Source organism: Flavisolibacter nicotianae (genome assembly GCF_003628535.1).
GTDB classification, from domain to species: domain Bacteria; phylum Bacteroidota; class Bacteroidia; order Chitinophagales; family Chitinophagaceae; genus Flavisolibacter; species Flavisolibacter nicotianae.
In genome coordinates this window covers 84,434-100,730 of record NZ_RBCI01000008.1, presented here as the reverse complement: position 1 = coordinate 100,730, position 16,297 = coordinate 84,434, and the positions used below count along the sequence as shown (strand labels likewise).

Sequence of the window (16,297 nt, the reverse complement as noted above, 5' to 3'; positions counted from 1 at the left end):
ACCTCTCAACCCGTAAACACATTTCCTTTGCACCGCTTGTTTCTCCTTCTCCTGGCTTTTACTTGCACAGCCTCTTTTTCGCAACAACGTTTCCAGTACACGCAGGCCAAAATGGGTTCGCCGTTTCACCTCGTTTTTTACGCACCCGATTCGGCTGGCGCGGCAACGCTGGCCAGACAGGCGTTCGAACTGGTGGATTCATTGAATGCCGTTTTCAGCGACTACCTCGAAACCAGTGAGCTAAACCGGTTGAACGAAACAGCCGGCAGCGGACGATCCGTTCCTGTGTCTCCTTCCCTCTTTGCTCTCCTGCTTCAGAGCCAAAAAGCGGCGGGGAAAAGTGAGCAGGCCTATGATATCACCATCGGGCCGCTCAGCCGCTTGTGGCGCAGCGCACGAAAGAACAAACGCTTTCCTTCACAAGCCGACGTGCTGGAGGCGAAGAAAACGGTTGGTATCAAAAACATGGTTTTGGATACGGCAAAAAACGAAGCCAGGCTATTGAAAGCCGGAATGCGGCTCGACCTTGGGGGCATTGCAAAAGGACACATCGCGCAGAAAGTTGTGGACTACTTAAAAGACAAAGGAATCGCCTCCGCCCTTGCCGATGCCGGCGGCGACCTGGCCTGCACCGACGCGCCACCGGGTAAAAAGGGCTGGACCGTTGGCATCAACGTTCCAGAAAGCGAAACCGGTTTGCTGGCCGAAACAATCACCATCAGCAACAGTGCCGTTGCCACCTCCGGCGACGTTTACCAGTACATGGAGTACAACGGGAAACGCTACTCGCACATCATCGATCCGCGAACGGGTTATGGTGTGCAGTTTCAACGGAACGTCACCGTCGTGGCACCCGACGGCGCTACGGCCGACTGGCTGGCGACCGCCTGCAGCATCCTGCCGCTGGCAAGCTGCCGGAAACTCGTGCAGCGGTGCAATGCGCAACTGCTCATCACGCAGTTGCACAACAACCATGTCTCCTATTTCATGACAGACGAAATGCGGTCGCGATTAAATCCATAATTCTTACGCAGTTTGCTTATTTTTAAAACCGTTAAATTGACAATTGTGAAAAGAACCGGCCTCCTGCTTGCTGTCGTTTTCGGATACACTTGCCTGTTTGCACAGCCGGCCGATACGGCCTTCCGTCCCTATCAACAAACCATTCCCGGCACTGCCGTTCAGTTCAGGATGGTGCCAATACCGGCCGGCCGGTTTACCCTGGGAAGCCCGGCATCGGATAAGGCCGCCAAAGCTGATGAACAGCCACAGCGATCCATTGCCATCAGTCCTTTTTGGATGGGCGCCTATGAAGTGACGCATGATGAATTCGACGTATTTTTCAACGACATGCAGTTTGCGGAAAACTCGAAAGTTGACGCCGTCACACGTCCGACGCCGCAGTACATCGACCTGTCGTGGGGCATGGGCAAAGAAGGCGGCTACCCGGCCAACAGCATGCAGCAGTTCACGGCGCTGATGTATTGCCGTTGGCTCTATCAAAAGACCGGCGTTTTCTACCGTTTGCCAACCGAAGCCGAGTGGGAGTATGCTGCACGGGCAGGCGCTACAACCCTCTACCCGTTTGGTAACGACCCCAAAGACCTGGACACGTATGCCTGGTACAAGGCCAACAGCAAGAAAGCCTACCAGAAAGTCGGGCAGAAAGCACCCAATGCCTGGGGATTGTACGACATGCTGGGAAACGTTGCCGAATGGACCCTGGACCAGTATGACGGGCAGGCTTATTCGAAAATCGCCGACGGTGCGGCCGACCCGTTGCCAATGCCCAGCAGCCGCCATCCCCGTGCGGTTCGTGGCGGCTCATTCGAAGACGAAGCGGAAGCGCTGCGGCCGGCAGCCCGCCGTTCCTGGATCGCCGAATGGAACAAGCGGGACCCGCAAATTCCCAAGAGCCGCTGGTGGCTGACTGATGCTTATTTTGTCGGCTTCCGCCTGGTGCGGCCACTGAAACAACCGGCACCCGCCGAAGCGGATGCTTTTTACAAAGCGCAATTAGGTCAATAACCTTTTATCGATACAGTTATGAAATCAACTAACTCCCGCAGAGAATTCGTCAAGCAAACGGGTGTCCTGGCCGGTGGCCTTTTCGTGCTGCCAAACATGGCCGGTGCCAACTTTTTTTCCGGAGCCGATGATGTCATCAAAATTGCCCTCGTGGGCTGCGGCGGCCGCGGCACCGGTGCCGTCATGCAGGCCCTTTCCACCAAACAAAACATTAAGCTGGTGGCCATGGCCGATGCCTTCCGCGACCGGCTGGACGATTGCTACAAAACGATCAACGCCGACGATCTTTCGGACTCGCTGGGAATAAAAGGAAACGTAAAGGCAAAGATCGATGTGCCGGAAGACCGCAAGTTCGTGGGCTTCGACGCTTACCAAAAAGCCATCCCGCTGGCCGATGTGGTGATTCTTGCCACGCCTCCGGGCTTTCGCCCGATCCATTTTGAAGAGGCCATCCGCCAGAATAAACACGTGTTCATGGAAAAGCCGGTCGCCACCGATCCGGCAGGCGTTCAAAAAGTACTGGCCGCGGCAGAACTGGCCAGGCAAAAAAAACTAAACGTAGTGGTGGGACTGCAACGTCGTTACCAGAACTCCTACCGCGAACTGTACAAGCGCAAAAAAGAAATCGGCGACATCACCTCCGCACAGGCCTGGTGGAACAACGACGGCGTATGGGTGCGCAAGCGCCAGCCCAACCAAACCGAAATGGAATACCAGATGCGCAACTGGTATTATTTCAACTGGCTGTGCGGCGACCATATTAACGAGCAGCACATCCACAATCTCGACGTAATCAACTGGTTCAAAGAAGGCTACCCGGTAAGAGCCCAGGGCATGGGCGGACGGGAAGTGCGCAAGGGAAAAGACTACGGTGAGATCTTTGATCACCACTTCGTGGAATTTGAATATGCCGATGGCTCGGTGCTGAACAGCCAGTGCCGTCACCAGCCAAAGACCATGAGCCGCGTGGACGAACTGTTGGTGGGTACAAAGGGAAAAATCCAGTGCGGTGCCGCTCGGATCATCGACAACAAAGGCAAGGTCGTTTACCAGTTCGATAAACAACAGGAAAACAATCCTTACCAGACGGAGCACGATGAACTGTTTGCCGCCATTGCCAAAGGCGACTACAAATATGCCGACGCGGAAAGAGGTGCCTACAGCACCATGACGTCGATCCTGGGCCGCATGGCAACGTACAGCGGGCAGGTGGTGGAATGGGATAAGGCACTCCAATCCGGCATCAGCCTGCAACCGAAAGAGTATGCCTGGAATGCTGCGCCGCCGGTGTTGCCCGACGAAAACGGTTTGTACCCCGTTGCCATTCCCGGCGTTACGAAATTTCTGTAAACGAATAAACGCATCCTTCCTAAAAAACCGCAAGGCCTGCACAGTGGAGCAGGCCTTTTTGCTTTTTACAGGCAATCGGCAAAAGATGAATCAAAGCCTGCGAAAAAAAGCCAGGCCATCGCCCTGCAGTCATCCACCAGCTGCCATCCAGTAAAATTTTCCAAGTGAAAGCGCCTGATGATAGGGTATACAATGGAAATAAACCGCAGCCGGGCGGTTGTATCATGGGCAGAAGCCAGCCGGGCTGCAGTGCGACATTGAAAAATTTGCAGCTCGTCTGCCTTGTTTGCCGGAGTTTTGTATTTTACCTTTTTGTGAACGGACTCTTTGCAGGCAGGATAGTAAGCAGGCGAAGGTCTGCAGCACCTTAACCAAAGCCTTGAATGATGAAGATCGCCACGTACAATGTCAATGGAATTACGGCACGCTTGCCCGTATTGCTTCGCTGGTTGGAGGAAACGGCGCCCGATGTGGCCTGCCTGCAGGAGCTTAAGGCACCGCAGGAAAAATTTCCGCTGGAAGCCATCGAAAATGCCGGCTATAAGGCTATCTGGCACGGACAAAAAAGCTGGAACGGCGTGGCCATTCTTTCGCGTATCGGTGAGCCAACAGAACGGCACCGCGGTGTGCCCGACAACGACGAGGACGAACAAAGCCGCTACATCGAAGCCGAGATCAACGACGTGATTGTGGGCTGTCTTTACCTGCCGAACGGCAACCCGGCGCCGGGACCGAAATTCGATTACAAACTTCGGTGGATGGACATTTTTACCCGTCATGCAGCCGCTTTGCTGAAGGAAGAAAAGCCCGCCTTGCTCACCGGCGACTACAACGTGATTCCCACCGAGAAAGACGTGTACAAACCGGAGCGCTGGGTAGAAGATGCGCTCTTCCGACCCGAGTCCCGCGAGGCCTTTCACAAGATACTCGAACAGGGCTGGACCGATGCCTTACGCAAATTAAATCCCGACGACACGATCTACACCTACTGGGATTATTTCCGCAATGCCTTTGGCCGTAATGCCGGCCTGCGGATCGATCATTTTTTACTTAGCCCGCCATTGAAAAAACGTCTTACCGCCGGCGGCGTGGACAAACAGGTAAGAGGATGGGAAAAAACCAGCGACCATGCACCGGTCTGGATTGAACTTGCCGACAAATAGACGTGCCTGTTATGCACTGAATTCTTCTGCACGACAAGCCATCAAAATACAGGGCCGTTTGCAGCACCTTCATGCGGGACAACAGGGAACGGGCACCGGGAACCCGCATTGCAACAAAGCTTAACTGCCTGAAAAATAAAGATTAGAAAAATCTACGCTATATAGAAAAAAGGAATATTTTAGACCTATCCTTCAGATCCCTTTTATCCTTCAAAGACAGTTCTCTTTCGTTTCCCTATGACGCTAACTGCCTGTTGCGCCGCAGAGTCCTTCTTCCTTTTTTGTAAGCCGGAAGATCGTTGTACGGCCAAATGACAGTTGGCAACGGTAGAATGATTTTTACCAACTTAAAACCACCTGACGTATGCCTAACCAACTGCGCACTTCTTTATCGATTCTTTTATGGCTGTGTTTTACGACGACTGTTTTTGCACAAACCTTGCCCCGCCCGATTTCCGACACTACCACCATTTCCCAGTACGTGCTTTTTGCCGATGGCACCCACCGCGGCATGAACGATTCGGTCCGCTACGGTTTGCAACTGTCGGCCAACAGCAGCATCTCCAGAAGCCAGGAGTTGCGAACCATTATTGGCAGTAATTTTCTGGTGACCGTTGGCAACCACAACGATCTTGTTACCGATATCTACAGCGGCAACCGGATCAACATGACGGCCGGTGGCAACACCATTGGGGGCAACCTGGTGGCCCGTAACGATGCCTTCGTCAATTTCCCTGTGATCAATGCTCCACTAAACACGGTAACGACATACGATCCGTTCAACAGCCTGCAGGACCCGCCACAAGGCGGCCTGGTTCAGGCAAGAGGACACGTGGTTTTTGACACGGGTGATCTTGTTGACGGACCGGTTTATCTTCAGAAGCCCTACACCTACCTCGGTCCCGTCCCCACGTTCGGCCCCGTGCAGTTTTTGGATACACTTCCCCTTCCGATTTTACCCTCCCTGCCGTTTCAAACAACGTTTCCACCCTTCACCAGCAAAAATGTCGTCGATGGCGACTCGATTGTGCCCGGTGCTTATGGCGACCTGGTGCTAACCGGGAATGGAAGGGTTGTTTTTACCACGCCGGGTATTTATGTGTTCCGATCCATCCGCACCAGCGGGAGAAATACGATCAGCTTTGACATTCCGCCATCCAGTGAAGAAAGCTACCGGATCTATGTGCACCAGGACGTTGACCTGGGTCCCACCGACATGATCGTCGGCAGCAATTTTCCCAACAACGGGTACTATCCCGAAGCCTCGCGGGTTTACCTGGAAGTGCACGGAAATGGCAGCACCGTTCCCGGTGGGAATGCGTTTCGCATCAGGGATACCACCCGCGGTGCAGAGATCAGCGCTTTTTGGGCCGGTACCGTCTATGCGCCCAATGGCAGCATTGCCATCGGTACGCCGAATGCACTGGAAGGTAATTATGCGGAGGTATACGGCGCTTTCTGGAGCAAAACAAAGATCATAGTGGGCGACGCTGCCAGGATCAACTACCAACCGCTCAATTTTACTCCTGTCGTCATCGATCCCTACTATCCACCTCCGCCCGGCGGAAAAGTGACCAACAAGATCGGATCGGAACTGACATCACTGAACCAAAACCCTGACATCATCACGACAGTTCCCGACAACATCATTTTCCGGATCGACCAGGCGACGCAGAAGGTCTGGATCGAAGTCGTTGCAAAATCGACCGAGCCGTCCGTTTACAACACGCTGTTCAACTACCTGAAAAGCGAGGGCTTCGACTCGGTGTCGACCTTATCGACACACCGGGTGCTCACCGGCAAGTTCCCGATTGCGAAGCTGAACCTGCTGAACCTCCGCGATGACATTGATTATGTACGCCCCCTGTTTGAACCGATTAATAACGTTGGCCAGGTAACGACACAGGGCGACCTGACCATGAAGGCAAATTTTGTACGTTCCCAATGGGGGATTGAAGGCAATGGTGTGACAGTCGGCGTTTTCTCGGATAGCTACGACACCAAGCAGGAAGCGGATCACGACAAGCAGGAAGGCGATGTGCCTGCCGATCTTACCGTGGTAAGGGAGTTTCCCGACCCGCCCCGCTCCGACGAAGGAAGGGCCATGGTGCAAATTGTTCATGACGTGGCGCCGAAGGCCAAGCTTTTGTTCCGCACCGGCATCCTCAGCCCGCTCGATTTTTCGCTGGGCATTAAAGAACTGGCATTGCCGCCAAGGAGCGCCAATGTGCTGGTTGACGATATCACCTACATCACGGAGCCTTTCCTGAAAGATGGCTTGATTGCACAGGCGGTCAATGATGTGGTGGTGAACAACAAAGTGACCTACATTACCTCCGCAGGCAACTTTGGCAGCCGTTCGTTTGAAGGAACTTTCTCGCCGGGCGACGCAACAGCATTACCGGCCGGTATCACTGGCGTCCCTCACAACTTCGGCGACGGCATCCGGCAAACGATTCACCTGAAAAAAGGGATTTACACGATTGTATTGCAGTGGGACGACAATTTTTATTCGCTGGGCGAAGACCCGGGCGCCCTGGTGGACCTTGATATTTACCTTGTCAAACCCGATGGCAGCTATTTTGGTTTTAACCGTGACAGCCGCACCGCCGACCCGTTTGAAGTATTGCCCTTCAATGTCAACGAAGAAACGGATGCCGACCTGCTGATCGTCAGCGCCACGGGTGCCACCAACGTCAGGTTCAAGTACATTGTTTTCCGCGGCGACGCTTCCATTGCAGGTTATCCGGGTTCGTCAACGATCGTTGGCCAGGCCAATGCGGAAAGTGCCATTTCGGTTGGTGCCATGCTGTACGACAACGTCAACAACATCGTTCCGGATTACCCCAGCGTGGCCTCGTTCTCTTCCCGCGGTGGAACTGAGGTGGAAGGAACTGTCCGGAGAAAACCCAACGTGGTGGCGCCCAATGGCGTGAATACAACCGTTACCATCAACACCGATCCTGTCACCAATATCGAAGGCGACCCCTTCCCGAACTTCTTTGGCACATCGGCCGCGGCACCGCACGCCGCCGGTGCTGCAGCCCTGCTCATCGAGGGTAAAAAGAAATTCAACCTCCAGCCTGCGGTGGCACCGGCAGAAGTAAAGGAGCTACTGCAAACGACAGCACTGGACCTGCACGAACCGGGGTTTGACTTCAAGAGCGGCTATGGTGCCATTCGCGCCGATGAAGCCATGCTCACCATTGCCAATGCACGGCCGGTCATCAGCAGCCTGATCGCCCCACCGGATTTAACGCCTTCAACAAACGTCGACTTTACACTCCGCGTCAGGGGCCTGTATTTGATTCCGACCACAAAGGTGTATGTGCGGGGCGCAGAGGTACCCACTGCTTTTGTCAACAACCAGGAAGTCGCCGCACACATTACCGGTTCGGTAGCAGACGATCCGGCCATCCAGCTTTACAATCCGCCGAAAAGCCTGAGCGGGCTGGATGGCGGTTTTTCGGACGCCCTGCACCTGTTTAGCAGCAGGAAGACCGTTTTGGTTAAGGCGGATAACAAAACAAAAACCTTCGGCGAAGCTTTGCCGGAATTTACGGCAACAGTGACCATCGACGGGCAGCCGCTGAGCACCACCACCGAAACCCTTGCCAGCCTCAAACTCGACGGCACCAACATCCATTACGAAACCTTTGCCACCGCCACCAGCAATGCCGCCAACTACAGCATCACGCCTTCCCGCACCACACCACTTGACCCTTCGAACCCTACCGACGCGGCGCTGCTCGCCAAATACGATTTCGTGTTCCAGGCCGGCACACTCACCGTGCAAAAACTGCCGGTGAAAATCATGCCACGTAACCAGACGGTCACCTATGGCGAATACGTAGGAGGTATTGCCTACGACTTCGATTTTGGTGGCCGCCTGATTGATAACACGGTGGTTGAATCTTTAAAAGCCAGGTATTTGAAATACCTGTCCGGCAATACACTGGCCGTGGTCAACGGCCTGGCGGTCCCGCCACCAGCAGACGAAGTAGCCGCACTCAAAAACATGGGCACGCTGGCCAGCTTCCAGTCGGTTAGGAATGCACGGAAATACCTTGTTCGAAACGGGCAACTGGTTCCCATTACCGGACTGGTTTCTTCCGCCGATGCGAAAAACCAACGTTTCCTGGTTGATCTTTCGGCTGAATCGCTGGCCGCCTACAAAACGGATTCCGCACATATCCAACTTCTGCCCACACCACCCGAAAACAAACTGAGAGGGCTTGTGAGTATGCGGGCACTGGCGAATGGTACTGCCCAGGCCACACCGCCGGGCGGACAGACAAAAACACTGATCAATGGGCAATTACTCAGTATGGTGAATGGACAATTGCAAGCCATTGTGAACGGGCAACTGCAGGCACTGGTGAACGGTGTCTGGCAGCCAGCCGAAGACTTTACGGTTCTTAACGGCCAGTTGATGGCCATGGTGAACGGCGTGTGGGTGCCCGTCACCAACGGACAAATCCAGGCAGTCGTCAATGGTGTAGCCGTGACGGTTGACCTGAGCATGCAGAACGGGCAGTTGCAGGCTATCGTCAATGGCCAGTTGATGGCATTGGTGAACGGCCAACTGCAAGCCATTGTCAACGGACAATTACTGGCGCTTGTCAACGGACAATTGCAGGCTGCCGTCAACGGCCAGCTAATGCCGGTCGTGAACGGCCAGTTGCAGGCTCTTGTCAATGGGCAATTACAGGCCATCGTCAACGGACAACTGCTGGCATTGGTAAACGGAGAGCTGACCGTCGTTGATTATGCCGTCCTTGAAAACGGGCAATTGCAGGCCGTGGTGAACGGGCAGTTACAGGCCCTTGTCAATGGCCAGTTGCTGGCGCTAGTCAACGGGCAGCTACTCAGCATAGTGAATGGGCAATTGATGGCTGTCGTAAATGGACGGTTCACCTTTGCAGAACTGGTCAATGGCCAGTTGCAGGCTCTTGTGAACGGGCAGTTGCAGGCTTTGGTCAACGGACAGTTAATGGCGGTGGTGAACGGCACCGTTCAGCCGGTGGAAAGCTACACCATCACGAACGGGCAACTGCAAGCCATGGTCAATGGCGAATCGTACACATTGGTCAACGGGCAGTTGCAGGCACTTGTGAATGGACAGTTGCAGGCCCTTGTCAACAATATCGGCGGAATCAGCGCCACCAACAATTCCAACGCGGCTCTTGTCATCGACCGGGATGACCTGCTGCTGCAGCAGGGCGCCATTGGCGGCCTGTTCTCCGTGAACATGATTACCGGGCTGAATGCAGGTGTACAAAAACTGGTTCCCGGTGCCCTGTTCGATCCAAATTTCGACATCACCTACGGCACGGCCGATATCACCATTTTGCCGGCACCGCTAACAGTTGATGCCGACTGGAAATTCATCAACCAGGGCGATCCGACGCCGCCGCAATCGTTCTTTACATCGACCATCACAGGTTTGGCTTACAACGATCCGCCAGGCATTGTAACGGGCATTACGTACAGCCTGTCGCCGGTGTATAACGGCCAGCCCGGCATGTATATCATCCAGCCTAGTGTCAATGGTCTTGTCCTGGCCAATTACAGGCCCCTGATCATGGATACCGGTCGCCTGTACGTGAACCCGTATGGCAATGGCGCGAAAAAGATCCTGGTCAAAACAGAATGCGTGCGGGCACTCAGTGCAGCCGAAGTGGCACTATATGGCTACCGTTACGTGGTCGTGTTCAGCTACAACAACCGCAACGAAACACCGGTGTACATTCCGCGAGGACCGGACAACTACATTTCCAGTGCACCGGGAAGCTTCTACCGAAACACGTTGCCGGAAGTATTTGAACCCGGCGTACACGAAGTGCAGATCCTGTTCAACGGTCAACCGATGTCCTGGAATTTACGCTCCCTGGAATCCAACCACAAAACGGCCGTTACCAGCGACGTAAATGCCAACTCACCACGATGCCAGTCAACCGTCATCACGCAGAAGCAGGCAGTGGGAGCGCCGGAAGTTGAAACAACGGCTGTCGCCACCTCTGTTTACCCCAACCCGGCACACGACAGGGTAAGGGTTCATGCAACGGTCAGCATTGAATCGGAAAAGGATTTTATGGTGGTAGATGCCACGGGACGACGGTATGCAGGACTGGCTGCGCAAAGGATTGATGAAAAGACGCTGGAAATATCGGTAACTTCATTGTCGCCGGGCATCTACCTCGTCCGGGTAAAAACAGCCGAAGGCTACCGCACCTTGCGCTTTACCAAACTCTAAACGGTACTGCTGCCAAATGAATATCTCCGTACCATGGGAAGTTGATTGTGAACCTGTAAAAAATATGCAATGGCGACACGTAAACGTTTCGTTGGAGGGAAATCGTTGGTGATGCTGAAACGTCTATCCTGCCTGCTGGTGCTGGTGTTGTTTTTCTGTATCACGGCGGCCGCACAAACCGCCTCTCGGGAAGATACCGCAACGGTCAACCACCTGTTGGAGAAAAGCAAATCACTGTTTGGCGAGGATCCTGTCAAAGCCATCGACGTTTCCCGCGAGGCGCAACGCCTGGCGGCAAAGCTACACTTCCAGAAAGGGGAAGCGGTTGCGCTGAAAAACATCGGCATCGGCTATTACTACCAGCAGAAATACGACATGGCGCTGAATTACTGGCACCAGTCGCTGGCCATCTTTCGGCGCATGAACGATGATGTGGGGATCTCCAACCTGCTGAACAACATCAGTGCGGTGTACAAAGACCGCGGTGACGACGTGAAGGCGCTGGATTTTTGCCTGCAGGCCCTGAAGCTGGCCGAAAAGACCAAAGACACCACGCGGATCATTTCTTCGCTGGTCACGGCCGCCAGTATTTACCACAATACCCGCGACCCCAAGGCACTCGATTACCTGCTGAAAGCCCTGCCGCTGAGTAAAGCCAAGGGTGACCAGCGCACCAACTCCATCGTACTAAGCAACCTTGGCGAGATCTATTACGACGAACAGCAGGACGACAAGGCCCTGCCTTATTACAAAGAAGCCATTGTCGCCGACAGTTCCTCCGCACAGGTGGCCTTTGCCTATAACGGCCTTGGCAAGATTTACCTGCGAAAAAAAGCCTACGACGCCGCTCTCCACAACCACCAAAAAGCCCTTCTTCTTTCGGAAAAAGTCGGCGACCAGTCGCAGCAAATGCGGGCCTGGCAGGGAATTGCGAACGTCCAGTTGCAGGAAGGAAATTATGGCTCGGCCCTCACCTATCTTCAACGGGCCGAAGCAAGAGCGCAGGAACTGGGCACCAAGGTGGACCTGCGGGACATTTACCAAAACCTTTCCCTCGCCTATTCGAAAACCGCGGATTACCGGAACGCCTATCTCTACCAGTCGAAGTATGCCGGGATCAAGGATACGCTGTACAATACCGAAAGCCTGAAGAAACTGGGCCTGCTGAATTTTGATTTCGAGTTGTCAAAAAAAGAAGACCAGATCAAGCTGTTGACCAACGAAAAAAAGCTCGGTGAAGTACAGGTGCAAAAAGAGCGGCAGGCCAAGACAGCCTTCGCTATCGGCGTGGTGCTTCTCTGCCTCATCGCCTTCATTATTTTCCGGGGGTACCGGCACAAAGAAAAAATCAACAAGGTGCTCGACCGGCAGCGGGTACAAATTCACACCCTGCTCAACAACATCCTGCCGGCCGAAGTGGTAAAAGAACTGCAGGACTACGGCCATGCCAAACCCCGCAGCTACGAAAGGGTCTCCGTGCTGTTCAGCGACTTTCGCAACTTCACCATGATTGCCGAAAAAATGACTCCCGAAGAACTGGTGAAAGAACTGAACATCTGCTTCGTGGCTTTCGACAACATCATTGAAAAAAACAAACTCGAGAAGATCAAAACCATTGGCGACGCTTACATGTGTGCCGGTGGCATTCCCACGGCCGATATCAGTCATCCCTTCCGCATTGTGCAGGCGGCAATGGAAATACAGGCTTACATGAAAACCTTTAACCAGCGGAGAAAGGACGAGGGCCATGAGCCGCTCGAGATGCGGATCGGCATCCACGTTGGCCCGGTGGTAGCCGGCGTGGTAGGCAAGAAAAAATATGCGTACGACATCTGGGGCAACACGGTGAACATTGCCAGCCGCATGGAAAGCAACGGTGAGCCGGGAAAGATCAACATTTCCGCAGCTACTTACGAACTGGTGAAAGAAAAATACGTCTGCACACACCGCGGCAAACTGTATGCGAAGAACGTGGGTGAGATCGACATGTATTTCGTGCAACAGGAAATTGGCGTACCGGATGAAAAAGCGGTGTCGGAAACGGCCGAACCGCTCGACGACAGGATCTATGTCAACTAAACCTCAGTTCCCATGAATGCAATAAACGACAACGGCGTTCCCGAACCCGGTGAAAAAACAGCGGCCGTACCGGCCAAATCCATCGACTTCCCGGCCTTGTACAACACGGTTTTAAATCTCCTGGAAGAAAACCTTCCGGCCCATCTCACCTATCACAATCCGGCACATACGGTGGGCGTGGTTGAGGCCACCGAAAAGCTGGCAGAAGCCGAAGGCCTCAGCGAAGAAGAAACCCTGCTGGTAAAAACAGCAGCACTTTTCCACGACAGCGGCTTTCTGCGCACCTACAAAAATCACGAAGAAGCATCGTGCGAAATGGCAAAGGAAAACCTGCCGGCCTACGGCTATTCGACGGCGCAGGTGGAAACAATTTGCCGCATCATCATGGCCACCCGCCTGCCCAACCGCCCCGTCGGCAAACTGCAGCAAATCCTTTGCGACGCAGACCTGCACTACGTGGGCACGGACCACTATTTTACGACAGCCGAAAAGCTGTTTTACGAATTCAAAAAAGAAGGCCTGGTCAAGACCCGCGGCGAGTGGCAGGAAAAACAGATTTTGTTTTTAAAAGCCCATCGTTTTTTTACGCCGTCGGGGCAGAAATGGTACGAAGAAAAAAAGAACGAGCACCTGAAATCCCTCTCCTTAAAAGAATTTAAATGGCACCACCAGCACGACGCCATCAAGGATATCTTCCTGATTGTTCTTGGTGTGTTGATTGCCGGGTTGGGACTGGAAAGTTTTTTGGTGCCCAACGGGTTTGTCGACGGTGGCGTAACCGGTATTTCGCTGCTCGTCCACGAACTGAACCACGATAACTTTCTCGCCTATTATATTGTTGCGTTCAATCTTCCCTTCATCATCGCCGGCTATTATTCGGTCAACAAAAAATTTGCGTTCAAAACACTGGCGGCCGTGATCCTGCTCGGTCTTTGCCTGAAGTTTCTTCCCTACCCGATCGTGACTTCTGACAAATTGCTCATCTCCATTTTCGGGGGTGTTTTCCTGGGCCTCGGTATCGGGCTTACCATGCGTGCCGGCTGTGCGCTGGATGGTATCGAAGTGCTGGCGCTGTACACGCTGAAGCGCACCAGTTTCACCATCACCGAGATCATCATGGGAATGAACATCATCATCTTCGCCATTGATGCCCTGGAGTTCGGGCTGGAGCCGGCGCTGTATTCGGTGCTCACGTATCTTGCCGCCTCACGCATGATCGACTACGTGATCGAGGGCATCCAGGCCTATACCGGCGTAACGATCATTTCCCGCGAAAGCGAAACCATCAAGCATGTCCTGGTGAATGAACTGGGCCGCGGCATCACGGTGTACAAAGGCGAAAGAGGTTTTCTGCCCGGCAATTTTGATGTGAGCAACGAATGCGATATCATCTTTACGCTGGTTACACGCATGGAACTGCGCAAACTGAAAAACCTCGTGTACGAAACCGATCCCAAAGCCTTCGTCTTTGCCCACACCATCCGCGAAGCATCGGGCGGGATCATCAAGCGAAAAGAATCGCATTGATGACAAAGAGAAAATAAAGCTTCTGACGAACGCAAATCCTTTGCGACCAAAATTCCTTGACAGCACCATTGCCGGGAATTTCGAAAGAGGCCGGTTACAGTGACACGCCGCGTTTCCAGGGAATGAAATCGTCCTGGTTCAGCAACACAGCTTTGGGTGTGACCTCACCGCTGGCAGCACGAATGCAATAGTCCAGGATATCTTCCCCCATCTCTTCGATGGTTTTCTCTCCAGCAATGATTGGCCCGGTGTCGATGTCAATAATGTCTTTCATGCGGCTGGCCAGCCGCGAATTGGTGGCGACTTTAATGGTGGGACAAACCGGGTTGCCGGTTGGTGTTCCCAGGCCAGTGGTAAACAGGATGAGTGTGGCACCCGATGCCGCTTTCCCGGTGGTGGCTTCCACATCGTTGCCCGGTGTGCACACAAGGTTCAGGCCCGGCTTCGTTGCCGGTTCGGTATAATCCAGCACATCCACGACCGGCGAGGTGCCGCCTTTTTTTGCGGCGCCGGCACTTTTGATCGCATCGGTAATCAGGCCGTCTTTGATATTGCCCGGTGAAGGGTTCATGTAAAAACCGGAGCCGGCCCGTTCTGCCTGTTCTTCGTAATCCTGCATCAGTTGTATGAACTTGCGGGCAACCGGTTCGCTCACCGAACGATCCACCAGTTGCTGTTCCACCCCGCAGAGCTCGGGAAATTCGGCCAGCAACACCGTTGCGCCGAGAGCCACCAGCAGGTCGGCGCAGTGCCCCACGGCCGGGTTGGCCGAGATCCCGCTAAAGCCATCACTGCCGCCGCATTTTACCCCAACGACCAACTTGTCCAGCCCGGCGGGAGTGCGCTGGTACTGGTTGATGAGGGCCAGCCCCTCAAACGTTTGACGAATGGCATCGGCAATCAGCTTGTCTTCATTGCCCACCTCCTGCTGCTCGAAGATGTAAAGCGGTTTATCGAAATGAGGGTTGCGATCCCGGAGGTCTTTGACAAAATCGGCTACCTGCAAATGCTGGCAACCCAGGCTCAGCACCGTTACACCACCCACGTTGGGATGGTCGGCATAGGCGGCAAGCAAGCGGCTTAGCGTGGCCGCATCCTGCCGGGTTCCACCACAGCCACCCTGGTGATTGAGGAATTTAATTCCATCCACGTTTTTAAACAGGCGGTTTTGTTGCGTGGCTTCCGGGCCAAAGCTGACCTCCTCAAGCGTGCCGCCTTTTTGAAACGCTTCCACCAGCTGATGGGCATACTGCCGGTACTTGCCCGATACCGCGTAACCCAGTTCATTGTGCAGGGCTTCGCGGATCACATCCAGGTTGCGGTTCTCGCAAAAAACAGTTGGAACAAACAACCAGTAATTGGCTGTCCCCACCCGGCCGTCGGACCGGTGGTAGCCATTAAACGTCCGGTGTCGAAAGCGGCTGACGTCCGGTGCCTTCCACTCGTACCGAGCGCCCCTGTAGTCATAGGCGCCGGCCGCATGCCTCACGTTGGTGGTCGTCATCAGCCCGCCACGCGGAACAGCCATTTGCGTTTTACCCACCAGCACGCCGTACATGGTAACAGCATCCCCCGCGGCCATGTCCTGCAAAAAAAACTTGTGCTTGGCCGGTATGGCGTCGACAACTGTGTAGCTGTCGTTTTGAAAATGTACCGTTTCTCCTTTCTTCAGATCCTGGAGTGCCACGAGCACGTTGTCTCCGGGATGAACTTTGATGACGGTCTGGCGAATGTTCTTATCGGGAGTCATAGCCAAAAGTAATATTTAAGCCAACGCAGATAGCGGGCTTTTTCGCGATGATTGCGGTTACGCGTAAACACAGAACATGACCGGCAACCCGTTTGAAAATGCACCGCTGCGCTACACTCAGGCAGGCTGCTATCGAACAAAAAC

Annotated in this window: 8 protein-coding genes; 7 read left to right on the top strand and 1 reads right to left on the bottom strand. The window is 54.0% G+C overall.

What is annotated here, in order from left to right; all coding sequences use genetic code 11:
• Nucleotides 1-27: 27 nt before the first annotated feature.
• The 7 genes from D6024_RS18755 (at nt 28) to D6024_RS18725 (ending at nt 14,403) form a co-directional block, all read left to right on the top strand.
• Nucleotides 28-1,023 (top strand): FAD:protein FMN transferase, encoded by a 996-nt coding sequence (locus D6024_RS18755; protein ID WP_162944872.1) that lies wholly within the window; start codon nt 28-30, stop codon nt 1,021-1,023.
• A gap of 45 nt (nt 1,024-1,068) precedes the next feature.
• On the top strand, nt 1,069-2,028 hold the full coding sequence (locus D6024_RS18750) for a formylglycine-generating enzyme family protein (protein ID WP_121356435.1): 960 nt from the start codon (nt 1,069-1,071) through the stop codon (nt 2,026-2,028).
• An 18-nt stretch (nt 2,029-2,046) separates the two neighbouring features.
• Entirely contained in the window at nt 2,047-3,378 is a 1,332-nt protein-coding gene (locus D6024_RS18745) for a Gfo/Idh/MocA family protein (RefSeq protein WP_121356287.1), read from the top strand.
• Nucleotides 3,379-3,761: 383 nt separating this feature from the next.
• Entirely contained in the window at nt 3,762-4,541 is a 780-nt protein-coding gene (gene xth / locus D6024_RS18740; RefSeq protein WP_240410088.1) for an exodeoxyribonuclease III, read from the top strand.
• Between the two features lie 364 nt (nt 4,542-4,905).
• On the top strand, nt 4,906-10,797 hold the full coding sequence (locus D6024_RS18735; protein ID WP_121356285.1) for a S8 family serine peptidase: 5,892 nt from the start codon (nt 4,906-4,908) through the stop codon (nt 10,795-10,797).
• 111 nt (nt 10,798-10,908) lie between these two features.
• Nucleotides 10,909-12,876, top strand: coding sequence for an adenylate/guanylate cyclase domain-containing protein (locus tag D6024_RS18730; protein WP_162944871.1), 1,968 nt, complete (start codon nt 10,909-10,911; stop codon nt 12,874-12,876).
• 12 nt (nt 12,877-12,888) lie between these two features.
• Nucleotides 12,889-14,403 (top strand): YitT family protein, encoded by a 1,515-nt coding sequence (locus tag D6024_RS18725; protein ID WP_205573320.1) that lies wholly within the window; start codon nt 12,889-12,891, stop codon nt 14,401-14,403.
• Between the two features lie 94 nt (nt 14,404-14,497).
• On the opposite strand, the gene D6024_RS18720 is transcribed toward D6024_RS18725, so the two are convergent.
• A complete protein-coding gene (locus tag D6024_RS18720) occupies nt 14,498-16,153 on the bottom strand; it encodes a UxaA family hydrolase (RefSeq protein ID WP_240410087.1) in 1,656 nt (551 codons plus the stop codon).
• Nucleotides 16,154-16,297 lie beyond the last annotated feature (144 nt).